The organism is Arthrobacter sp. NPDC080073, from assembly GCF_040686575.1.
Taxonomy (GTDB): Bacteria; Actinomycetota; Actinomycetes; order Actinomycetales; family Micrococcaceae; genus Arthrobacter.
This window is the reverse complement of sequence record NZ_JBFBKR010000013.1, coordinates 21,521-42,651: the sequence shown is the minus strand read 5'-3', so window position 1 is coordinate 42,651 and position 21,131 is coordinate 21,521. Positions and strand designations below refer to the sequence as shown.

Below are 21,131 nucleotides of genomic sequence, written 5' to 3'. Positions count from 1 at the left end.
AACTGACATGGAAGCCCTTCGTGACCGGCCTCACACCGACCGCCAGCGCCCCGATAGAACCGGCGCAGCAACCCTGCCTTCCGACGGGCGCGCCCACAACCTCTCCTTGGTACGCCAGACGCTCCACTCGGCAGGAGCGATGAGCCGCGCGGATCTGTCCCGGACCCTTGGCCTGACGCGCGTCACGGTATCGGACCTCGTCTCGGACCTCCTGGAACGCGGACACGTCGTGGAACTGGGTCACTCTGATGAAGTCCGCCCCGGGAAGCCGGCCATCCTGGTGGACATCAACCGCCGGGGCCTCCAGGTGATCGGCATGGACTTGGCGGAAAATGCCGTGCTGCGTGCCGCCGTCCTGGACCTCGACGGAAACATCCTCGAACGGGTCGAGCGTTCCCTCTCCGAGGAAACCGGGCCGGACGTCGTCCACCAGGTCCTCGAACTCGCTTCGGAGGCTGTCGGGCGCGCCACCGCCACGTTGTTGGGCATCGGCGTCGGGACCCCCGGCATCGTCAACGCGGACGGCGTAGTCACCACGGCACCCAACTTCGAATGGAAGGACGTCGCCCTGCGCGATCTCCTCCAGGAGCGCACTGGCCTTCCGACCCTCGTTTCCAACGACGCCGACGCCGCAGTCCACGCGGACCACACCTTCGGCGGCGGCAGTGACGACATGGTCCTCGTGAAAATCGGCCGCGGTGTCGGTTCGGGACTCATCGTGGGCGGCAGGCGCGCCCGCGGCGCCCACTCCGCAGCGGGAGAAATCGGCCACGTCACGGTCGGCACCGACGGCGGAAGCTTGTGCAAGTGCGGTAAGACGGGCTGCCTCGAAACCTGGATGTCCGTCCCCAGCCTCGAACGGGCCCTGGCCGAAGCGGCGGCGAGTTCCACACCGGACGCCGCAGCCGACGTCGTACTCCGGGAGGCAGGCGAGCGGCTCGCCATCGCCCTCGCGCCCGTGGTTGGCGCCCTCGATTTGGGCGAAGTGGTCCTCAGCGGACCCCGGGAGCTTTTGGAAGGCCCCCTTCTCAACGCCGTCCAGCAGACCTTGCTTGAGCGGCTATTGCACCAGGACCCTTCACCGGTGTCCGTCCGTCTCGCGGCAGACGCACAGGACATTGTCCTGCGCGGAGCCGCCGTGATGGTCCTGTGGAACCAGCTTGGCGTGGCCTGAGTGCCCCGCCCCGCCGTTTCCAACCCTGACTAACCAGCCAAGCATCCTTCGAAGGAACCGGACATGGAAACAATTCAGTCCCCTGCTACTCAGTCCTTTGCCACCGGGCCCGCCCGCACCCACCTCCGCCGCCTCGCGGCAGGCACCCTCATGCCCGGATTCACCGGCATCGCCGTCCCGGTCTGGATCCTTGAAGCGTACGACGCCGGGCTGGCGGCTGTGTGCCTCTACGGCACCAACGTTGCGTCCCCCGTCCAGTTGCGCGAGCTCTGCGCGGGGCTCCGCGCGCATTCCCCGAACACCCTCATCGCCGTCGACGAAGAGGGCGGCGACGTCACGAGGCTGCACTACCTCACGGGATCAACGCAGCCCGGAAACGCGGTGCTCGGGCGTTTGGACGACGTCGAACTGACCGCTGCCAGCGCCAGCGCCATCGGCCACGAACTCGCAGGCCTGGGAATCAACTTGAACCTGGCCCCCGATGCGGACGTCAATTCCGCCCCGGACAATCCCGTGATCGGCGTGCGCAGCTTCGGGGCCGAACCGGATCTGGTGGCACGGCACACTGCCGCCTGGATCCGCGGGCTCGAAGACGCCGGTGTGGCCTCCTGTGCCAAGCATTTTCCTGGCCACGGCGACACCACCACGGACTCCCACCTGGCGCTCCCCCGGGTCACGGCCGACGCCGCAACACTGGATGCGCGCGAACTCGTCCCGTTCCGTGCACTCGTCGCCGCTCACGGCGCCACGGTCATGACCAGCCACATCCTGGTCGAAGCCCTCGACCCGGACCACCCCGCCACCTTCTCCTCGCGCATCCTGCAGGACCTGCTCCGCCGCGAGATGGGGTTCGACGGCGTCATCATCACGGATGCCCTCGATATGGCCGGCGCGTCCGCCCAGACCGGCGTTCCGGAAGCAGCCGTCCGCGCACTGATCGCCGGGGCGGACCTGCTGTGCCTTGGCTCCGAAACAGGGCCGGCCCTCTTCGAACAGACGCTCACCGCGATCGCCGATGCCGTCGAAGAGGGGCGCTTGCCCATGGAGCGCCTCGCAGACGCTGTTGCCCGCACGGCCGGACTGTCCTCGCGTTTCCCTGCTGCCACCGCAGCGGAAATCCAGGAGGCCGCCATCAGGGGCCAGCTCGGCCTGCAGGGCCAGCCGCAGCTTTCCGGTGGTCCCGGCCACCCGAAGCCGATCGACGGCGAGCGCATCGCAGAGGCCTTCGAGGTGTCCGAAGCAGCCCAAAGGTGGCTTGCACGGGAAGAACCCGTGGCGATCGTCCAGGTTGAAACCGGGTCCAATTTCGCCGTCGGCCGCGTGCCGTGGGGCCCCGCTGCCACGACTTCGACCGTGGTCCACGAAGGCGAGGTGCCCGACGGCGCGCGGGTCGCCGTCGTCGGACGCGGTCTGGATGCCGAGCACCCGCTGTGGACCGTGTTTGCCCGTTTGAGGGCGGAGGGGCACGCGGTGATCGCCGTCGAGTGCGGCTGGCCGCGCGGCGGGGCGGACATCGTCACCTATGGCGCGTCCCTCACGGTCTCACAGGCCCTGACGGAGCTGTTGAACAGCAGCGTCAGACCCTGACCGCAGCGCGCATCACCTAACGACAGAAAGTTGATCCTGGGCACGGGCGCCAACGGCCATGTGGGCTTCAACGAGCCCGGGTCCTCCCTGTCCTCCCGCACCCGGCTGAAGCGGCTGACGGCCCGCACGAGGCAGGACAACGCCCGGTTCTTCGAGCACGACGACGCCGCGCTCGGACTTGCGCTGACCCCCTAGAAGGGCGCACACCGCTTTCCGCAGCGGCTCGAGTGGCGTCATTCCGCCGCCCCTTCAAGAGGGCTAGGGTGGTCTTATGAACGTGGATGAGACAGAACTTCCTGGCCTCGGGGTCCGCAAGGATTTCATCACGGCCTCGGGACGCCGGATCGGTGTTGTCGAGATGCGGGAAGGTGAGACCGAGCTTTTCGTCTCCACATGGGACGATCCCGATACCTGCCAGGCATCCATCCCCTTGACCGCAGACGAAGCCGCCGCCCTGGGCAACCTCCTGGGCGGGCAGCACATCGCCATGCGCCTGGCCGAAGCCCACAAGGAAATCCCGGGCATTGTCACGCGGCAGTTCTCCATCACCGCGGACTCCCCTTTTAACAACCAGCCCATGGGCAAAGCCCAGATCCGCACCCGCAGCGGTGTATCGATCGTGGCGATCATGCGCGAAGGCGAAGTGGTTCCCTCACCGGCTCCCGACGTCGTCCTTCACACGGGTGATTTGCTGGTGGCTGTCGGTACGCAGGAAGGTCTTGACTCTGCGGCTGCCATTCTGCGCAACGGCTGAAGTCCATGGACCCCCTGGCCCTGACCCTCATTGAGCTGGGCGCAGTCGTCTTCTGTCTCGGCCTCTTGGCGCGTTTGGCGGGCAGGATCGGTATGTCCCCCATTCCGCTCTATCTGGTGGGTGGACTGGCGTTCGGGGCGGGTGGATTGATCAAGCTTGATGGCATGCACGAGTTCGCCCATCTTTCCGGCGAAATCGGCGTCATCCTGCTCCTGTTGATGCTCGGCTTGGAATATACGGCCGCAGAACTCGTCACCGGACTGCGGCGCTCCTGGCAAGCCGGCGTGTTGGACCTGGTGTTGAACTTCTTACCGGGCGCCGGCATCGCCGCGGGGCTCGGCTGGGGACTTGTGGGCGCGATCGTCATGGGCGGTGTCACCTATATTTCTTCCTCCGGCATCGCCGCGAAGGTGATCACGGACCTCGGCCGGATCGGTAACCGCGAAACACCAGTGGTGCTGGCCATCTTGGTGTTCGAAGACCTCACCATGGCCATCTACCTTCCGATCCTGACTGCGATCCTCGCAGGCGTGGGCTTCCTGGGCGGGCTCCAGACGGTGGGTATTGCATTGGCCGTCGTCACCCTCGTGCTGGTGGTGGCCCTGAAACACGGCCATCGGGTATCCCAGGCCGTGCACAGCGAAAACTCCGAAGTCTTCCTGCTCAATCTCCTCGGGGCAGCACTTCTGGTGGCCGGCATCGCGTCCGCCCTCCAGGTTTCCGCGGCCGTGGGCGCATTCATGCTGGGCATTGCCATTTCGGGGGCAACCGCCCACAACGCTACGAGGATCCTCGAACCTCTGCGGGATCTCTTCGCAGCTATCTTCTTCGTAGCCTTCGGCCTCAACACGGACCCGTCCAGCATCCCGCCAGTGCTGGGCTGGGCGCTGCTCCTGGCTCTCGCGACAGCCGTGACCAAGGTGTTGACCGGATTCTGGGCGGCAAAGCGGGCAGGGATCGCCGTGCCTGGCCGTTTCCGCGCGGGAGCCGCCTTGATTGCGCGCGGCGAATTCTCGATTGTCATTGCAGGCCTGGCCGTGACCTCCGGGGCCGTCCCTCGGGAACTTGCCGCCCTCGCCACCGCGTACGTGCTGCTCATGGCCATCATCGGACCGCTCGCGGCCCGTTTTGTGGAACCGACAGTCAAGGCCTTCCGCAAGTCCCCGCGCAAACCGAAGGCATCGGAGCCCATTGCGTCCTTCGAGGCGTGAGATCTCGGCCTTTTCGAGCCTTCAAAGAGGCGAGATCTCACCTCTCGATCTGTAGGCGGGCCGGCACTATTCCTCCCCACTGTGGATAACCCGTTGGGGGCCCCTGCGTTGTGCCAAGAATTGGTGCATGCGCAGGCCCCGACCTCTTCCTGAAGCCCTCAGGGGCCGCTCGTTCACGCTCTCTGAGCAACGCGATGCGGGGGTTTCGGATAACCGGGCATGGAACAAGGATCTTCGCGTGGCCAGCCGTGGAGTCCGTGTTCCTTGGGGCGCCGCCCAGGAGCTTTCCCATACAGTGCGCCTACTGACGCGCATCTCGCCCGGGACGGTGTGTTGCGGCCCGACGGCGGCGATCCTGTGGCGCTGTCCCCTCCCCTTGGATCTCGAACGCCAGCCGCTGGTGCATTTGCTCCGGTGGGACGGCGGGAACCGGCCAGTTCGCAAGGGGGTCGCCGGGCGCAGAGTAGCTTTGGAGGCCGCCGATCGCCGGACCATTGACGGCGTCCCTGTAACGAGTCCGGCCCGAACGTGGCTTGATTTGGCAGCGTTGCTGCCCCTGGACGATCTCGTGGCTGCGGCCGACCACTTCATCTGCAGACAATCCCGCAGTTTCGGCCACAACCGAGCCGCGCTTTGCACCCTTGAGGACTTGCGTTTGCAAGTGGTCGGAAACCCTGGCATCCGTGGACGCAGGAACGCCTGGCTGGCACTGGAACTCGCGAGGGTTGGCGCCGACTCCGTACCGGAAACCAAGCTCCGGCTTGCCATCGGCCGGCGGGGAATGCCGGAACCTGAATTGCGGTTTGTTGTCCAGGATTCAAGTGGCCGCGAGCTGGCGTGGCCGGATTTGGCCTTCCCCCGGTACAAAGTGGCCGTCAACTACGACGGCAGCCACCACCTGACGGCCGAGCAGAAGGAATCGGACATTCGCCGAGACGAATCCATTGCAGCGATCGGCTGGACCTCGGTGACCATCACGGCACGACACGTGAAAGCGTTCGGGTTCAACGGCGTCGTACACCGAGTGCGAGCCGCCCTTGGCCGCGCCGGGTGGGTCAGCGAGGCGTGAGATCTCGGCCTTTTCGTACCTTCAAAGCGGCGAGATCTCACGTCTCGAGCGGCTAAACGGCCGTCCGGTGGAAGTTCAGGTGGCTGCGGCTCGCGGTGGGGCCGCGCTGGCCTTGGTAACGGTTGCCGTAGCCGCCAGAACCATAGGGATACTCAGCGGCCGACGACAGCCGGAAGAAGCACAACTGGCCGATCTTCATGCCGGGCCACAATTTGATGGGCAGCGTCGCGACGTTGGAGAGTTCCAACGTCACATGGCCCGAGAATCCGGGGTCGATGAAGCCCGCCGTGGAGTGCGTCAGCAAGCCGAGGCGCCCCAGCGAAGACTTTCCTTCAAGTCGTGCGGCGACGTCGTCCGGCAGGCTCACGGTCTCGTAGGTTGAACCGAGCACGAACTCGCCCGGGTGCAGGATGAAGGGCTCGTCGCCCTCGACCTCAACTAGGCGGGTCAGCTCAGGCTGCTCCTCCGAGGGGTCGATGTGGGCGTATTTGTGGTTGTCGAACAGCCGGAAGAAGCGGTCAATCCTCACATCCACCGAGGACGGCTGAACCATCGCGGGGTCGTAGGGCTCCAGGACGATACGTCGGGAGTCGATTTCGGCACGTATGTCGCGGTCAGAGATCAGCACAGGATCAAAAGTACCGTATGCACCCCGTACCCCGTGGTGCCGGAGTGGCGTATGGGACTATAGTGCACCACGTAGACTACCGTTACCGCTGTTGCCTTTGGGGAACGGTGGCACGACGCGAATCTGGGGAAACATTGAGACGAATTGCGGTGCCCGTTGCCGTGTTGGCGGCCTGCCTTCTCGCGGTGATGGCCCCTGCCTCCGGCCCGCTGGCCGTACCGCTCCCGCTCGCAGGAACTGCCGCCGTCGCGCCTCCCACCTCAAGCACCACCGCAGGCGCTGAAAGTCCGACGACGGCGTCCGCACCGCCGTCTGGATCCGGCCTTCCGCAGGCCGCACCTGTGCCGGGGTCACCAACGGCCACGGCGCCCACCCCCGCAGGACCAGCAGCTGCAGCCGCCCCCGCTGCATCCCCCGCCGGTGCGGGCACTGCGTCAGCCGCCCAAGCGGCGACCCCGCCCGCACAGGCAAGCCCCGCCGTCGCCCCGGGCAACGGCACGTCGCCCCAGGCAGTGGGCGGCCCGCCCCCGGTGCCCTCCATCCCGCCGGCATCCGGCCCGGATCCGCTCCCCGGCAGCCAGCCAGGGGGAGTCCCGCAGCCGGATCCGACTCAAGCCCCGACGAAGTCCTCCCCCGCAGCCGTCCCGCTGGTCTCCGCGCAAGCATTGGTCAACGACGACAATTCCGCCCAGGTGCTGGCCGTGTTCAATGCCATCAATGCCTACAGGACGTCGCTTGGCTTGAATCCGGTGAAGTACAACCCCACGGTCTCCACTCTTTCGCAGGACTGGTCCAACAACATTGCCAGCCGCCAGGTGATTGAACACCGCAGCAACTTCTGGACCGATCCCAGGGCCTTGAATCCCAACAACGGCGCGGGCGAGATCATCGCGGTCCGCTGGGATCGGAACGCCGCCCAGCTTGTCGAATGGTGGAAAGGCTCGCCGGCCCACGACGCGCTGCTGCGTGATCCCCGTTTCAACGTGATTGGCGTCGGGATCACCTTCACGGACGGCAACTACCAGACCACCCCCAATAGCTACACGATGTGGGGCGTGGTCAATCTCTTCGGCTATACGACGCTTCCCGCCGGCACCGTCAACAGCCCTGGCGCGGGCACAGCCCCTCCCCAACTTCCTGCCCCGACCGTCTGCGACCCCATCGTGAAGCACCAGCCGCCCACGCTGGACCTCAGTGCGGCGGCCATCCGCAGCGCGGGTGACCTGGTCGCCGTCGACCCTTCGGGCAACCTAAGGGACTACCCGGCACTCGGCAACGGCACGTTCGGTCCCGCCCGGACGGTCGGCTCCGGCTTCGCCGGGGCGAAAGAAGTGATGACCACGGATTGGGATCGCGACGGCGTGATCGACGTCCTCGTCCAAATGCTGGACGGCAGGCTCCTGCTCTACCCCGGGGTGGTGAATGGCGGATTCAAAGCCCCGGTGATGTTGGGCTCCTCGGGTTGGCAATCGATGACCATGGCGGTGGGCACTTGGTGCGGCAACAACCGACTCCCGCAAATTCTCGCCGTTGATTCCAGCGGCGCGCTTTACCTATACCGGAACCAGGGGCTCACCGGCATGGTGGGGCGGACCCAAGTAGGCTCGGGCGTCAGTGCCATCCGCCTCAGTATGGTGGACTACGACGCCGACGGCTTCCAGGACCTGCTGGCAGTGGAGGCAAACGGGAACCTGCGGCTCTACCGCGGCTCCGGGCTCACCACGCCGAAGTCAGAGGCCCGGCTGGTAGTGGGCACCGGATGGACCGACTACTCCGGATTGCGCTCGCTCAAAGGCGTCACGGGCCTCAACACCACTGGAATCGCGGGCCTGCTGAGCAACGGAACGATCGAATATTGGGACCTGACCGGCGGACGCCTCACGACGCCGAGCACTCCGGTCACCGGTTTGGGCGGACTCAAGCTGGCGCAGTAGCGCTACGCCTCCGGGGTTTGCTCCTCAATGACCGACTTGAGCTGCTCCAGCTGGACCACTTCGTCTTCCATGGTCTTCTGGATCATGCTGTTCATGAGTTTCTGAAGGCCCTTGGGGTGGTACTCCAGGGCGAATCGGAGGCGGGTATTGGGGCCCTCGGTGCTGAGATAATAGCCGCCTGTGGGCCGCGCAGGACCGGCGACGACGGCGAACCGCACCTCAGCACCCGGCCTGGCTTCAGTGATTTGGAAGTCGGCCGCGACCGGACGCCCGCCCGGGCCCGCCAGGGTCTGCTGGTAGACAGCACCCTTTTCGCCGGCATGTCCGGAACGGAGGGAGATGCTGCGGATTCCACTGCGCCACAGGGGATTGTTGAGGCCGTCCACCAGGAATTGGTAAACGGTCATGGCGTCGCGGCCAATGAGTACTTCATGCTCTGCAAATGCCACGGAATCCTCTTTCGGCGTACTGCTCTAGGACATAGCCGGGTTCCCCATGACGCAGCAGCTAACTGCTACAGAATAGTCAGGCGTGGCGCGACGCAACACACCCGCGTCGAGGCTTAACCGAATCTTTACGCGCTCCGCAGGGAATTTGATGAGACCGTGACGCCGGTGAGTCTGTGTCTGGATCCGCGCTCCATCTGCGCTAAGCTGGGATCTGCTCCGGCTGGTTTGCGGAGCATTGCGGGCGTAGCTCAATGGTAGAGCGCTAGCTTCCCAAGCTCGATACGCGGGTTCGATTCCCGTCGCCCGCTCCATTGCCACCCGGATACAAGATGCCCAAGCCTGTGGGTGTATCGTCAGGAGCTAGGAGCCATTTCGGCTCTGCTCTAGGGAGCGATCATGGCTGACAAATCACCTCGCCAAGCTGCATCGAAAAAATCCGGCAAATCCATCAAGGAAAAGCGGGCTGACAAAAGGGCTTCAGAGTCCTCCGCGACAACGGTGGCCAAGCCGGCAACCGGCAACAAAAAGTGAGCGGCCATATAGGCGCCATGACGCTCGGCATCCTGTCGTCATCGCGGAAGCCGGACGAGCGCCGGCTGCCCGTCCATCCCCTGCACCTGGAGCGTATTGCTCCGGAACTCCGGCAACACATCCGGCTTGAGCGCGGCTACGGCGAGCGCTTCGGTTTTTCGGACAGCCAACTTGAGCCGCTGGTTGGTGGCATGGCAAGCAGAGAGGAACTGATCTCGAATTCGGAGGTCATTCTCCTGCCCAAGCCGCAGCCGGAAGACCTTGCCGGCCTCCGCGACGGGCAGGTCCTCTGGGGCTGGCCGCACTGCGTCCAGGACCGGGCGATCACGCAGCTAGCCATCGACAAGAAGCTGAGCTTGATCGCGTTCGAGGCGATGAATCACTGGGCCAGCGACGGCGGCTTCGGACTTCACGTTTTCCACAAGAACAACGAACTTGCGGGCTACTGTTCCGTCATCCACGCCCTTGCCCTGACGGGCTCGACGGGTGACTACGGAAGGCGGCTGAGCGCCGTCGTGATCGGCTTCGGGGCCACAGCGCGTGGCGCGGTCACAGCCCTGAATGCCCACGGCATCCACGATGTCCAGGTGCTGACCAACCGCGGCGTAGCGGCAGTCGGCTCCCCCATCCACTCGGTGCGGATAGTGCAGTTCGACCACGACCAGAACGCCCCTTTCCTGAGCGAGGTCATCACCGATCGTGGCCGCCTGCCACTCGCTCCGTTCCTCGCCGCGAGCGACATCGTGGTCAACTGCACGCTGCAGGACCCGAACTCGCCGCTGACATACCTGCGGACCGAGGACCTTGACGCGTTCCAGCCGGGCAGCTTGATTGTTGACGTCTCCTGCGACGAAGGCATGGGCTTCAGTTGGGCGCGGACCACGACGTTCGCCGAACCCATGTTCACGGTGGGCGACCACATCAACTACTACGCCGTGGACCACAGCCCGTCCTACTTGTGGAATTCGTCCAGCTGGGAGATCAGCGAGGCGCTCCTGCCGTTCATCGAAACCGTCATTTCGGGCCCCGAGGCCTGGGACGCCAACGAGACGATCTCCCGAGCCATCGAAATCCGGGACGGCGTCATCCGCAACCCGGACGTGCTCCAGTTCCAAGGGCGCTCGGCGGACTATCCGCATCTTGCGGCGTAATCGCCCCGAAGTCTCATAATGCGGCTGAGCCGGGCGCCTGGTGGGTGCCCGGCTCAGCCGCGTTCGGGCGTTACTCCGCTACGCCGACTGGGCGACGATCCGTACCATCCGGCGTCGATCCCGGACGTTCACTTTGAGCCGCAACTCGGACCTCCGGGCGAGCACGACGGCGACTGTCGCGGCCGCGAGCGCCGGCACCCCGCCTGACACCAAGAGCGCTGCGTGCGGGTTCAGGTGCTCGGCAAGCCAGCCCATCATGGGTCCACCGATGGCTTGTCCGCCGATAAGGACCATGATGTAGAGGCTCATGACGCGGCCGCGGATGCTCATGTTGGCACTGACCTGGACCAGCTGGTTGGCGGCGGTCAGGAACATGAGGCACCAGAATCCGGAAAGAACCATGCCAACCGAGAGCCACACCATGGACGGCGCCAACGCCGCCAGGCACAGCATCAAGCCGTACATCCCCGTGCACAGCACCACCGAGCGCAGGCGCAATTGCCGGCGCCGTGCCGAGGCGATTGCTCCGGTCAGCGCGCCAAGGGCCACCATCGCGTTGAGCAAGCCGTAGCCGCCGGCACCGGCATGGTAGATGTGGTCCGCGAACGCAGCGAGGAGCACCGGCAGGCTCATCGCGAAGACCGCTACAAAGCCGGCCATGAGCCACGGCCAGTAGATGGTGGGCTTGCTGAGGGCGTATTGAAGGCCTTCCTGGAGCATTCCCTTGCGTTTTGGCACGGGCGTGCTGACATAAAGTTCGTTCTTGCGGAGCATCAGGAGCATGGTGACAGTGGAGCAGCAGGCCACGGCGTTCCCCGCGAAGGCCCAGCCCGCGCCGACCGCGGTCAGCAGCACGCCAGCGAGTGCGGGACCAATGAGGCCGCCCAACTGGAACGTGGTGGAGTTGACGCTGATGGCGTTGCGCAGGTATTTCGGTCCCACGAGCTCGTTGACGAAGACCTGCCGGGCAGGCTGGTCGAGCACCGTCACGAGGCCCAGGACGAACGCGATCACGTAAACGTGCCACACCTCGATGTGGTTGCTCAACGCCAACACGGCGAGGATGGCCGCCAGGGAGGCCGCGACGCTTTGGCACAGGATGAGGATGCGTCGCTTGGGGAAGCGGTCGGCCATCATGCCGCCCCACGGGCCCAGGAACAGCGACGGCATGAACTGCAATGCCACGGTTATTCCGACGGCGGTGACGGATCCGGAGAGCTGGAGCACCAACCAGTCCTGGGCAATCCGCTGCATCCAGAGTGCGATGACTGCGACGAAGTGGCCGACGGCGAAAATCCGGAAGTTGGGTACCTTGAGGGAAATGAAGGTGTGCCGCCAAGGCAGCCTTTCACTGACGACGGCGATTGGCTGGGTTGCCGTGTCCGGCTCCGCAGCGGGTGAAATCCGACTGCTTGCAATGAGTGAATCGATGGCGGGTTGGCTGACGTTTGCCGCTGAGGACGGTGGGGGTGCCAAAGGTAGTCCTTGGATAGGCGTTTCGCTGGGATGCCTTTAACGCTAGGGTTGGCCGCGGTGATTATGGAAGTAAATTGGCCGTATAACTAGCATTGCGAAGTGCAATACACCGGCGTGAGCGGCGGTGAACGTAGCTATTCAAGGAGTCCCGTGTTCGAACCTGTGCAGCTGCGGTCCTTCCTGGCCGTGGCCGAGACTTTGAGTTTCACGAAGGCAGCCGAGCGCCTCGGCCTGGCCCAGCCCACGGTCAGCCAGCATGTGAGAAAGCTGGAGACCGCAGCCAAACGGGCGCTCGTAGCCCGCGACACCCGGGATGTTCGGCTCACCGACAACGGCGATGCCATGGCAGGCTTTGCCCGCAACATCCTCTCCGCACACGATTCCGCAGCGAGGTACTTTTCCGGCTCCGCCATGCGCGGCCGCTTGCGGTTCGGGACCGCGGACGATCTCGCCATTACGGGCTTGCCCCGGATCCTGCGCGAGTTCAGGCAGCTGTATCCCCAGATCAACCTGGAACTCACCGTCAGCCAGAGCGACCAGCTCTACAAACGCGTCAACGCGGGCCAATTGGATCTTGTGTTCGTGAAGTGGGTGGGCGAAGCGAAGGACGGAACAGTCGTCCGGCACGACAAGTTTGCCTGGGTCGGCGTCGAACAGACGGTGCTGGACCCGGCCAGCCCTGTGCCGCTGATCTGCTATCCGGCCCCGAGCGTCAGCCGGAAACTGGCCATCGACGCCCTGGAAGCCATGGGCCGGACGTGGCGGGTCACCTGCTCGACCAAGCAGATCGCCGGCGTCTTGGCAGCGGTGCGCGCGGGCATCGGCGTCGCCGTTATGCCGTCGTCACTGGTCCCTGAGGACCTCACCGTGATCACCAAGCGCTTCGACCTCCCGCCCGTGGGCGACGTCGACTTCACTTTGATCCGCAACCCGTTGGCGAACGCCGAGGTAGTGGATGCGCTGACGCAGGCGATCATCGGCAGAACGCTCAACAAGCAGGGGTAGCTGCGGCACCTGTGTCAGGCATCACCCGGCGATCGAGCGGCCACGCGCTAAACTTGTCACGTTATGAACCGCACAATGTTTAAGTCCAAGATCCACCGTGCCACGGTGACCCATGCCGACCTGCACTATGTAGGTTCAGTGACGGTCGACCTGGATCTGCTGGATGCTGCGGATATTCTCCCGGGCGAACTCGTCTCCATTGTTGACGTGACCAATGGTGCGCGCCTGGAAACTTACACCATTGCCGGCGAGCGCGGCTCCGGCGTCATCGGCATCAACGGGGCCGCAGCGCACCTGGTGCACGTGGGCGACGTCGTCATTCTCATCACCTACGCGGAGATGACCACCGAAGAGGCCAAGTCCTACCAACCCAAGGTTGTCCATGTGGACAGGACCAACAAAATCGTCCAGCTCGGCAGCGATCCGGCCGAAGGCATCACCCCCGGCGTTATGCGCCCGCCGCACGCCCTGAACAACGCAGACCTGAACTAAGTCCACATGGCGGAACATGCCGCCGTCGGGCCCTACAGGCGAATAAAGCTGATTTAGGCTGGGACTGTGAACCCACGCCGTCCCGCGCCCATCCCCCTCCGGATGCCGTAATGCTGGGCGTCCTTTCCGGGTTCTTCGTGGTGTGGGCCATCATTCTGGTGGGCATGTTCGTCGGCAAGCGCGGGATCCTGGGCGAGAACGCGCGTTCGGTCCTCAGCGGCCTCACTTTCTTCGTCGCGAGCCCCGCGCTTCTCTTTGAAACCCTGGGCAAGGCCCATCTCCGCGACATCTTCGCCGCTCCGCTCCTGGTCACGGCGGTGGGAGCCGTTGTCACTGGCAGCCTGTTCTTCGTCATCGTGAAGTTCTGGCTCAAACGCTCCCTGCCCGAATCGCTCATGTCCTCCATGAGCGCTTCCTTGGCCAACTCCGCGAACCTCGGCATCCCCATCGCCGTGTTCGTCCTAGGCGACGCAAGCTATGTGGCTCCACTCCTGATCTTCCAGCTCGCATTCTTCACTCCCATGTACCTGATGGCGCTCGACGCGAGCACCAGCGCCCACCGCACCACTCCCCTGCGCTTCGTCCTGATGATCGTGCGGAATCCGATGATCGTGGGATCGGCCCTCGGCTTGGTGGTGGCTGGAACGGGCTGGCAAGTGCCCTCGCTCATCATGGACCCCATCCACTTGATCGGGGGTGCCGCCATTCCCGCGATGCTCATGGCGTTCGGGATGAGCCTGAACGGCTCCCGGCCCCTGCAAAAGGACACAGGCCGCCGGACGGACACCCTCCTTGCCAGCGGCTTCAAGCTGTTTGTCCACCCCACGATGGCGTACCTGTTCGCCCGCTTCGCGCTTGGCCTGGAGGCGCATGCGTTGTTCGCCGTGGTGGTCACGGCGGCCCTGCCCACTGCGCAGAACGTGTTCGTTGCCGCGAGCCGCTACAACACGGGAATCACCGTGGCCAAGGATACGGTCCTGATCACCACGGTGGTGGCCGTCCCGGCAATGATCGCCGTGGCCCTGCTGCTCACTTAGCATTTCCGCCTACTCTTCGTCCACCGAGTCCAGGTACCTGTCCAGCAGCTGTGCGCAGCGTATGAAGCCCAAGTGTGAATACGCCTGTGGGTGGTTTCCCAAGTGGGTCTCGGTGCCCGGGTCGAATTCCTCGGGAAGCAGGCCGGTGGGACCGAAGAGCGCCACGAGCTGGTTGAACAACTCGAGCGCGTCGTCCAGCCGGCCCACGGCCAGGTACGCCTCAATGAGCCAGGTGGTACAAATGTGGAACCCGCCCTCCAGACCCGGCAGGCCGTCGTCGTACCTGTACCGGAATACGGTGGGACCCACCCGGAGTTCCCGCTCCACGGCGGTGACGGTGTCCAGGAAGCGCTGGTCGCGGACGTCCAGAAGGCCCGACAGTCCGATATGCAACACGGCCGCGTCGAGGTCCGGGCTGTCGTAGGCCACGGTGTAGGAGTTCGCGGAATCATCCCAGCCCTCGCGGAGGACTTCCGCGCGGATGACGTTGGCCGTTTCCTCCCACTCGGTCCCGATGGGGCGCCGGAACCGGACCGCCGTCTGCATGGCCCGGTCCAGGGTCACCCAGCACATCACCTTGGTGTAGATGTGGTGCCGTGGCGCCCGCCGGGCTTCCCAGATGCCGTGGTCCGCTTCGTGCCAGCGGGCCAAGACGGCCGAGGCCATCTGCTCCATGAGTCTCCAGTGCTCGTCCGGCAAGGTGCCGCGGCGCTTGCTGAGGGTCTGGATGAGCTCGGCGATCGGCCCGAAGACGTCCAGCTGCACTTGGTGGTCGGCGGCGTTCCCGATCCGTACGGGCCGCGAACCGGCATAACCTGGAAGGCTCTCGATAATTGCCTCCGTCGACAGCGGGGAGCCGGTCACGGAGTACAGGGGATGCAGCCATTCCGGACCGGGAGCGTTCTCCAGGATGCGGCCCAGCCAGCGGAGGAACCCGTCTGCTTCCTCGGTGGAACCCAGGTCCACGAGCGCATTGACCGTCATGGAGCCGTCGCGGAGCCAGCAGTAGCGGTAGTCCCAGTTGCGGGTGCCGCCGATCCCTTCCGGCAGCGACGTGGTTGGAGCCGCGAGGACAGCGCCGGTGGGCTCGTGCACCAGCGCTTTCAGGACCAGTGCCGAGCGCCGCACCAGCGACGGTTTCATGTCGGGCAGTTCCAGCCCACGGACCCACTGCCGGGATTGGTGCGCGACGGCGGCCCGCCGGGCGAGCTCTCCGGCAGGGTCCGGCGTCGTCGGCTCAGTGTCTCCGCACCTCAGGTTCATGACTACAGGCCCGTACGCGAGGCTGACTTCCGCGGTTGCGGTGCCGTGCTTGCCGTCGCTCGTCACCGTGAAGGACACCCCGGGGGCGAAGAGGATGATGGGATCCGAGGTTCCCACGACGTGCAGCTCTTCGCCGCGGACTTCCATGTTGAACGGTGCGTTGGCATAGTCCGGCCGTGGTGCGAAAACAATCCGCGCGCTGCCGGTTCCGGACAGGACCCGGACCAGGCTGGTGATGCCGTCCGGTGCCGGCTCGAGGTAGTCGGTGACCGTGACGTCCGCCCAGCGGGTCTCCACGATCATGGTGTTGTCCACATAGCGCTGGCCCAGCACCTTAGACGCCTTGACCGGTTCCACGCTGAAGTGGCCGGCCGGGTCGCCACCAAGGATATGCGCAAACAAGGAGCCGGAATCCGGGAGGGGATGGCTCATCCAGCAGATCTTGGCTTCCGGGGTGAGCAACGCCGTCGACGTCCCGTTGCCGATCATCGAATGCCGCTCAAGCCCCACCGCGTCCTCGCCGAACAGCCACGCGCGCCGCAGCTCGAACAGGATGGCGAGCACTTTGGCGAAGGCCTCCGGGTCCGGCAAACGGTGGCGCGCCGCGGTTTCTCCATCTCCGACGTGCAGGCCAAGATCCGGGCCCCGCAAGGTGGCGATCGCGAGCTCATCGCTGTCGGCGTCGCCGGCAAACAGGGCCGCGCTGGCCCCCAACTGTGTACGCAGATGCTCCAGCGCGGCGTCTTTGGAGGGTTCCACGATGGACAGGTCCAGTACGGATCCGTCCACTATGAAAAACAGGCCCAATTCACGGGCGATCTGGTGTGCCTCGCGCGTCACCCGTGCCACGACGGCAGGTGTGGCCGGCCTGGTGTGGATGGCTACCGCCACGGGCTTGCGCTCGATGCTGACGCCCTTTTCGAAACCGACGGATTCATTCAGGGCGGTCGCAGCCTGCTGGAGGACGGCTTCCGTTGCCATCGAGACGCTGTAGGCGTAGGTCATGTCGAACTCGGCGCCGTGCGAACCTACGAGGTGGACTTCCGCCGGCAGCCGTGACACTGCGGCAAGGTCCCGCAGCGACCTGCCGGAGATGACGGCCGTGTGCGTGTTCGGCAGCGCTGCCAGTGCCCGGAGCGCGACGGCGGCACTCCCCAAAGGGAGCGTCTCAGTGGATACGCCTTCCGCAGTACAGAGGGTTCCACCGTAGTTGCAGGCCACCAGGAGCCCCGGAGTCCGGGCCAGCATCCTGAGTTCCGCGAGCAGCTCCGGAGTGATTCCGTCGTGGGCGGCCTCGGATTGGACGACGGTCCGCAGGAGGCCCAGCGGAAGCGACTTCGTCAGCAGTGCCGAATCGGCCACGGACAAATTGAGCGGAGTAGCCATGGGGGACGATCCTTCCAGGGTGGATTCGTCCAGTTTCCGCCCGGGGAGTTTCGCCTCCATGACCCGCGTATTGCCGGGGTGTAACGAGTTTTCCTGGTTCGCGAGGTACACCCTGGCGCCGTGTCACGCCACGCATTCTTTTGGCCCGGAGCAGAGGTGCGTTCCGCGCAATTCCGCGGCAGACCGCCGTCGGACGCTACAAAAGTCTGCTCAGCGTGACGCGAGCCGCTATACCCTGGTCAGTCCCACGGCTTCCGCCACCAGCTCCACGGAACGCAACCGCTGCTCCGTGCCCGTGCTTTGGTGCGCAACGATCAGTTCGTCGGCGTCGGCGTGGCGGGCAAACTCCTCGAGGTAATCGCGCACCACTTCCGGTGTGCCCACGGCTGAGTACTTCACCATTTGCGCGATGTGCTGGCCCTGCGGCGAGTCGAGGATGAGGTCCGCCTCGGCGTCGGTGAATTCGCGTCCGCCGCCCAGGAAGCGGGAGACGCGGTCCCGCTTGACCTCAAGGAAAAGCCGTTGGGCTTCGGCCGCCGAATCCGCGGCCACCACGTTCACTCCCGCGATCACGTACGGTTCCTGCAGCTGATCGGACGGCTTGAACTCGCGGCGGTAGACCGCGACGGCGTCCTGCAGCGCGTTGGGTGCGAAGTGTGAGGCGAAGGCGTAGGGCAGGCCGAGCTGCGCCGCCAAATGCGCCCCGAACAGGGAGGAACCGAGGATGTACAAGGGTACGTTGGTGCCCTTGCCGGGCGTTGCTTCAACCCCTTGGATCCGGGTGGGTCCAGTGAGGTAGCCCTGCAACTCCAGGACATCCTGTGGGAAGGTGTCCGCAGCCATGGGGTCGCGGCGGAGTGCACGCATCGTGTTCTGGTCGCTGCCGGGCGCCCGTCCGAGGCCGAGGTCGATGCGGCCCGGGTGCAGCGTCTCGAGGGTGCCGAACTGCTCCGCGATGGTGAGCGGCGAGTGGTTGGGCAGCATGACCCCGCCGGCGCCGAGCCGGATGGTGCTCGTGTTGGCCGCGATGTGGGCGATCAGCACGCTCGTGGCCGAGGACGCGATTGAGCCCATGTTGTGGTGCTCGGCGTACCAGATCCGCCGGTATCCGAGCCGTTCGGCCAGTTGCGCCATGGCGACGCTCCCGGCGAAACTCTCCGCCGCCGTCTGGCCTTTGCCGATAATTGCCAGGTCGAGGATGGAGAGGGGAACAGTCACGTTATGCCGGCCTTTCGAAGGTGGTTTCGTTCAAAGGGCCGGTTCCCCGGCCACTCTTGCGACAACGACGGCGGCGCCCGGGTTATTTCTCTCGCCTGCGTGGGTTCCGTCTCAGCTCGTGAAGATGCCTTTGCCGGTCTCCATGTCGATGGGCAGGGAAGAGTGCTCGTGGGCGATCTTCCAGGTGTCGTCCTTCTTCTCAAGGCAAATGGTGAAGCGGTTGGTCATCGCCCGCAGCCGTTCGCCTTCGGCCGAGATCCCGGCGAAGGTCACAGCAGCATGCCCGAAAGCCACGTCCTCCCCCGCGACGGAGTGGACATCATTGAATTCGACCTGAACGCGCTCATCGCCAAGCGAAGAGAACCATTCGCCGGCCATCGACCGCCAAGCCTCGATTCCGGTGTATTGCCATTGTCCCCAGGAATCGTAAATGTGCACGTTCTCGTCGTAGAGCGCCGTGAATGCGTCAACATCTTTCGCGTGGACAGCAGCTGCGTAGGAATCCAGCGCCTGGGTAACCGGGGTTTGATCGTTGCTCACGAAAAATCTCCTCACGTGCCTGCGGTTGTGTGGGAAGCCTACACCGCGGCCCGAGTGTGACTCCTCGGGACCTCGAATGAACTTCCGTTAACCCCTGTATCCCCGCGTTTCACAGCGCTTTGACCGGTACCGGGCCCTGCCGGATAGTTGCTGCAACGCACACCATCCATCACTTTCGAAGGGGACATTCATGGCTATTTCACGCCTCAAAACAGGCACCGCGCTGGCACTCGCGGTGACCACAACTCTCGGTCTCGCCGCGTGCTCGGACCCGGGCGCCTCAGCCGCGCCAGCGCCGTCGTCGTCCGCCTCCGCCAGCAAAACCTTCAACCTGTCGCCGGAGCAGAACCGCTTCCCGGTGAAGGTCTCGCCAGAGGCCGCCGCGCTTGTGCCCGAGTCGGTCAAGGCGGATGGCAAGCTGACCGTTGCGGTAAGTCCCTTCGCCGCCCCGCTCGCCGTCTATGCCACGGACAACAAGACGCCGGTGGGCAACGAGGTGGACATCGCCGTCGCGCTGGCAGAATCGTTGGGACTGAAGTCGGACATTGTCCCGACGGCGTGGGCCGACTGGCCGCTGGGCGTGGAATCGGGCAAGTACGAGGCCGTCATCTCGAACGTCACCGTGACGGAGGAGCGCAAGCTCAAGTTCGATTTCGCCAGCTACCGCGAGGACAAACTGGGCTTCTATGCCAAGAGCGACAGCTCCATCACGAAGGTGGACTCGGCTCCCGACGTGGCGGGCAAGCGGATCATTGTGGGCTCGGGCACCAACCAGGAGGCAATCCTGTTGCGCTGGGACGCCGAGAACAAGAAGAACGGCTTGAAGCCGGTCGAATTCCAGTATTACGACGACGACTCGGCCTCAACGCTGGCGCTTCAGTCGGGCCGCGCGGACCTGACGTTCGGGCCGAACGCGACAGCTTCCTACAAGTCGCAGACCGATGGCAAGACCAAGAACGTGGGCCTGGTTGACGGCGGGTGGCCGCTCAAGGCGAGCATCGCGGTGACCACCAAGAAGGGCAACGGCTTCGCTGTGGCAGCGCAGGCAGGCCTGAACTCGCTCATCAAGGATGGTACGTACGGGAAGATCCTTGACCGCTGGGGTCTCACCGCGGAAGGCATCCAGAAGTCTGAACTGAACCCGCCGGGCTTGCCGAAGAGCTAGGGAAGGATTTAAGCATCGACTTGCGGGTGTAACTTTCCACATAGCCGCGACTCCGCCCAGCGAAAGGGAATTCCATGGTCCAGCGCCTTGCCATCCTCGACGACTACCAGGCCGTCGCCTACGACTATGCGCCGTGGGCTGAGCTTGCCGGTGATGGCGTTGATGTCACCGTCTTCACGGAGCCTCTGGCGAACGCGGTGCACGCCCTCCGCGACTTCGACATCGTCATGGCCATGCGGGAACGGACCGCTTTCGACGCCGGGCTCCTCCGGCAACTGCCGAAGCTGAAGCTCCTGGTCACCACCGGAATGGCCAACGCAGCCATCGACCTGCGCGCGGCCGAGGAGCAGGGCATCACTGTCTGTGGGACGGGCGGCTCACCCGCCGCGGCGCCCGAGTTGACGTGGGCCCTGATCCTCGCTTTCGCACGCAAGGTGCCGTTCGAGGACCGTCGGCTGCGCGCGGGAAACTGGCAATCTACTGTTGGTTTCGAACTGTCAGGAAAGACCCTCGGAGTGCTGGGACTGGGCAATATCGGGAGCAAAATCGCCGGTTACGCGAAGGCGTTCGGCATGGAGGTGATTGCTTGGAGTCCGAACCTCACGGAAGAGACTGCCGCCGCGGCCGGTGCCAGGAAGGTGCGTAAAGAGGCACTCTTCCGGGAGGCCGACGTCGTGAGTGTCCACGTGCGGTTATCGGAACGGTCCCGGGGACTCGTAGGGGAGGACGAACTGCGCCTCCTCGGCCCCGAAGGGGTCCTGGTGAACACAGCCCGCGGGCCGATCGTGGACGAGGCTGCCCTCCTCCGCGGGCTCAACGAAGGGTGGCTTGGCGGCGCGGCCCTGGACGTATACGACGTCGAGCCCCTCCCGGCGGGCCACCCCCTCCTCACTGCGCCGCGAACCGTGCTGACACCGCACTTGGGTTACGTCACGTCGCAAAGCTACGCCCGCTTCTACGGCGAGGCGTTCGAGGACGTCCGCGAGTGGGTCCGGGGGAATCCGGTGCGGTTGCTCACTTCTTAGGGCGTCATGGTCGCGGGCTGACTGAGCCTGTCAGTC

General features: G+C 65.0%; 19 protein-coding genes, 1 tRNA gene and 1 pseudogene. 15 read left to right on the top strand and 6 right to left on the bottom strand.

Annotated elements, in window-relative coordinates; genetic code table 11:
* Positions 1–7: 7 nt before the first annotated feature.
* The 6 genes and pseudogenes from AB0O52_RS15215 to AB0O52_RS15190 all read left to right on the top strand — a co-directional run bounded on the left by AB0O52_RS15215 (position 8) and on the right by AB0O52_RS15190 (position 5,795).
* The gene (locus AB0O52_RS15215) at positions 8–1,174 is read left to right on the top strand and encodes an ROK family transcriptional regulator (RefSeq protein WP_364538931.1); all 1,167 of its coding nucleotides are present in this window, start codon (positions 8–10) and stop codon (positions 1,172–1,174) included.
* A gap of 63 nt (positions 1,175–1,237) precedes the next feature.
* Positions 1,238–2,761 carry a glycoside hydrolase family 3 N-terminal domain-containing protein gene (locus AB0O52_RS15210; protein ID WP_364538929.1) on the top strand — a complete coding sequence of 508 codons (1,524 nt, stop codon included), beginning with the start codon at positions 1,238–1,240 and terminating at the stop codon, positions 2,759–2,761.
* Positions 2,762–2,782: 21 nt separating this feature from the next.
* Positions 2,783–2,923 (top strand): annotated as a pseudogene (locus AB0O52_RS15205) (glucosamine-6-phosphate deaminase); the annotation flags it as partial.
* A 109-nt stretch (positions 2,924–3,032) separates the two neighbouring features.
* Positions 3,033–3,515 carry a cation:proton antiporter regulatory subunit gene (locus AB0O52_RS15200; protein WP_059389838.1) on the top strand — a complete coding sequence of 161 codons (483 nt, stop codon included), beginning with the start codon at positions 3,033–3,035 and terminating at the stop codon, positions 3,513–3,515.
* Between the two features lie 5 nt (positions 3,516–3,520).
* Entirely contained in the window at positions 3,521–4,726 is a 1,206-nt protein-coding gene (locus AB0O52_RS15195) for a cation:proton antiporter (protein ID WP_364538927.1), read from the top strand.
* A gap of 127 nt (positions 4,727–4,853) precedes the next feature.
* A complete protein-coding gene (locus AB0O52_RS15190) occupies positions 4,854–5,795 on the top strand; it encodes a hypothetical protein (RefSeq protein ID WP_364538926.1) in 942 nt (313 codons plus the stop codon).
* Positions 5,796–5,847: 52 nt separating this feature from the next.
* Here AB0O52_RS15190 and dcd read toward each other — a convergent pair whose 3' ends face one another.
* Positions 5,848–6,423 carry a dCTP deaminase gene (dcd, locus tag AB0O52_RS15185; RefSeq protein WP_364538924.1) on the bottom strand — a complete coding sequence of 192 codons (576 nt, stop codon included), beginning with the start codon at positions 6,421–6,423 and terminating at the stop codon, positions 5,848–5,850.
* Between the two features lie 134 nt (positions 6,424–6,557).
* Here dcd and AB0O52_RS15180 point away from each other — a divergent pair, with 134 nt between their 5' ends.
* Complete coding sequence (locus AB0O52_RS15180) at positions 6,558–8,357, top strand: CAP domain-containing protein (RefSeq protein WP_364538922.1); 1,800 nt, start codon at positions 6,558–6,560, stop codon at positions 8,355–8,357.
* 2 nt (positions 8,358–8,359) lie between these two features.
* Here the strand turns inward: AB0O52_RS15180 and AB0O52_RS15175 are convergent, their stop codons facing one another.
* Positions 8,360–8,806 carry an SRPBCC family protein gene (locus AB0O52_RS15175; protein ID WP_364538920.1) on the bottom strand — a complete coding sequence of 149 codons (447 nt, stop codon included), beginning with the start codon at positions 8,804–8,806 and terminating at the stop codon, positions 8,360–8,362.
* 237 nt (positions 8,807–9,043) lie between these two features.
* Between AB0O52_RS15175 and AB0O52_RS15170 the strand changes: the two genes are divergently transcribed.
* From AB0O52_RS15170 to AB0O52_RS15160, 3 genes are all read left to right on the top strand, one after another.
* Positions 9,044–9,117: transfer RNA gene (locus tag AB0O52_RS15170), tRNA-Gly, on the top strand.
* An 85-nt stretch (positions 9,118–9,202) separates the two neighbouring features.
* Positions 9,203–9,337, top strand: coding sequence for a hypothetical protein (locus AB0O52_RS15165; RefSeq protein WP_264637052.1), 135 nt, complete (start codon positions 9,203–9,205; stop codon positions 9,335–9,337).
* On the top strand, positions 9,334–10,488 hold the full coding sequence (locus AB0O52_RS15160; protein WP_364538918.1) for a N(5)-(carboxyethyl)ornithine synthase: 1,155 nt from the start codon (positions 9,334–9,336) through the stop codon (positions 10,486–10,488). Before AB0O52_RS15165 ends, AB0O52_RS15160 begins: the two co-directional genes overlap by 4 nt.
* Before the next feature lie 78 nt (positions 10,489–10,566).
* Here AB0O52_RS15160 and AB0O52_RS15155 read toward each other — a convergent pair whose 3' ends face one another.
* Entirely contained in the window at positions 10,567–11,964 is a 1,398-nt protein-coding gene (locus tag AB0O52_RS15155; protein ID WP_364538916.1) for an MFS transporter, read from the bottom strand.
* A 150-nt stretch (positions 11,965–12,114) separates the two neighbouring features.
* On the opposite strand from AB0O52_RS15155, the gene AB0O52_RS15150 reads away from it, so the two are divergent.
* The 3 genes from AB0O52_RS15150 (at position 12,115) to AB0O52_RS15140 (ending at position 14,498) form a co-directional block, all read left to right on the top strand.
* On the top strand, positions 12,115–12,969 hold the full coding sequence (locus AB0O52_RS15150) for a LysR substrate-binding domain-containing protein (protein WP_364538914.1): 855 nt from the start codon (positions 12,115–12,117) through the stop codon (positions 12,967–12,969).
* 63 nt (positions 12,970–13,032) lie between these two features.
* Positions 13,033–13,461 (top strand): aspartate 1-decarboxylase, encoded by a 429-nt coding sequence (gene panD, locus AB0O52_RS15145; RefSeq protein ID WP_364538912.1) that lies wholly within the window; start codon positions 13,033–13,035, stop codon positions 13,459–13,461.
* A gap of 110 nt (positions 13,462–13,571) precedes the next feature.
* Complete coding sequence (locus AB0O52_RS15140; RefSeq protein ID WP_364538910.1) at positions 13,572–14,498, top strand: AEC family transporter; 927 nt, start codon at positions 13,572–13,574, stop codon at positions 14,496–14,498.
* 9 nt (positions 14,499–14,507) lie between these two features.
* On the opposite strand, the gene AB0O52_RS15135 is transcribed toward AB0O52_RS15140, so the two are convergent.
* The 3 genes from AB0O52_RS15135 to AB0O52_RS15125 form a co-directional block, all read right to left on the bottom strand.
* Positions 14,508–17,147 (bottom strand): trehalase-like domain-containing protein, encoded by a 2,640-nt coding sequence (locus tag AB0O52_RS15135; RefSeq protein ID WP_364538908.1) that lies wholly within the window; start codon positions 17,145–17,147, stop codon positions 14,508–14,510.
* 228 nt (positions 17,148–17,375) lie between these two features.
* A complete protein-coding gene (locus AB0O52_RS15130; RefSeq protein WP_364538906.1) occupies positions 17,376–18,365 on the bottom strand; it encodes an LLM class flavin-dependent oxidoreductase in 990 nt (329 codons plus the stop codon).
* A gap of 111 nt (positions 18,366–18,476) precedes the next feature.
* Positions 18,477–18,905 (bottom strand): nuclear transport factor 2 family protein, encoded by a 429-nt coding sequence (locus AB0O52_RS15125; protein ID WP_364538904.1) that lies wholly within the window; start codon positions 18,903–18,905, stop codon positions 18,477–18,479.
* A gap of 190 nt (positions 18,906–19,095) precedes the next feature.
* Between AB0O52_RS15125 and AB0O52_RS15120 the strand changes: the two genes are divergently transcribed.
* Together AB0O52_RS15120 and AB0O52_RS15115 are read left to right on the top strand one after the other, a co-directional pair.
* On the top strand, positions 19,096–20,070 hold the full coding sequence (locus tag AB0O52_RS15120; protein ID WP_364538902.1) for an ABC transporter substrate-binding protein: 975 nt from the start codon (positions 19,096–19,098) through the stop codon (positions 20,068–20,070).
* Positions 20,071–20,144: 74 nt separating this feature from the next.
* On the top strand, positions 20,145–21,095 hold the full coding sequence (locus AB0O52_RS15115) for a D-2-hydroxyacid dehydrogenase family protein (RefSeq protein ID WP_364538900.1): 951 nt from the start codon (positions 20,145–20,147) through the stop codon (positions 21,093–21,095).
* Positions 21,096–21,131 lie beyond the last annotated feature (36 nt).

What these genes read in the sequence shown, in the direction of transcription:
- AB0O52_RS15215 (WP_364538931.1), top strand. Translation starts at nt 8, where the DNA reads ATGGAAGCCCTTCGTGACCGGCCTCACACCGACCGCCAGCGCCCCGAT.
- AB0O52_RS15210 (WP_364538929.1), top strand. Translation starts at nt 1,238, where the DNA reads ATGGAAACAATTCAGTCCCCTGCTACTCAGTCCTTTGCCACCGGGCCC.
- AB0O52_RS15200 (WP_059389838.1), top strand. Translation starts at nt 3,033, where the DNA reads ATGAACGTGGATGAGACAGAACTTCCTGGCCTCGGGGTCCGCAAGGAT.
- AB0O52_RS15195 (WP_364538927.1), top strand. Translation starts at nt 3,521, where the DNA reads ATGGACCCCCTGGCCCTGACCCTCATTGAGCTGGGCGCAGTCGTCTTC.
- AB0O52_RS15190 (WP_364538926.1), top strand. Translation starts at nt 4,854, where the DNA reads ATGCGCAGGCCCCGACCTCTTCCTGAAGCCCTCAGGGGCCGCTCGTTC.
- AB0O52_RS15165 (WP_264637052.1), top strand. Translation starts at nt 9,203, where the DNA reads ATGGCTGACAAATCACCTCGCCAAGCTGCATCGAAAAAATCCGGCAAA.
- panD (WP_364538912.1), top strand. Translation starts at nt 13,033, where the DNA reads ATGAACCGCACAATGTTTAAGTCCAAGATCCACCGTGCCACGGTGACC.
- AB0O52_RS15140 (WP_364538910.1), top strand. Translation starts at nt 13,572, where the DNA reads ATGCTGGGCGTCCTTTCCGGGTTCTTCGTGGTGTGGGCCATCATTCTG.
- AB0O52_RS15135 (WP_364538908.1), bottom strand. Translation starts at nt 17,147, where the DNA reads ATGGCTACTCCGCTCAATTTGTCCGTGGCCGATTCGGCACTGCTGACG.
- AB0O52_RS15120 (WP_364538902.1), top strand. Translation starts at nt 19,096, where the DNA reads ATGGCTATTTCACGCCTCAAAACAGGCACCGCGCTGGCACTCGCGGTG.
- AB0O52_RS15115 (WP_364538900.1), top strand. Translation starts at nt 20,145, where the DNA reads ATGGTCCAGCGCCTTGCCATCCTCGACGACTACCAGGCCGTCGCCTAC.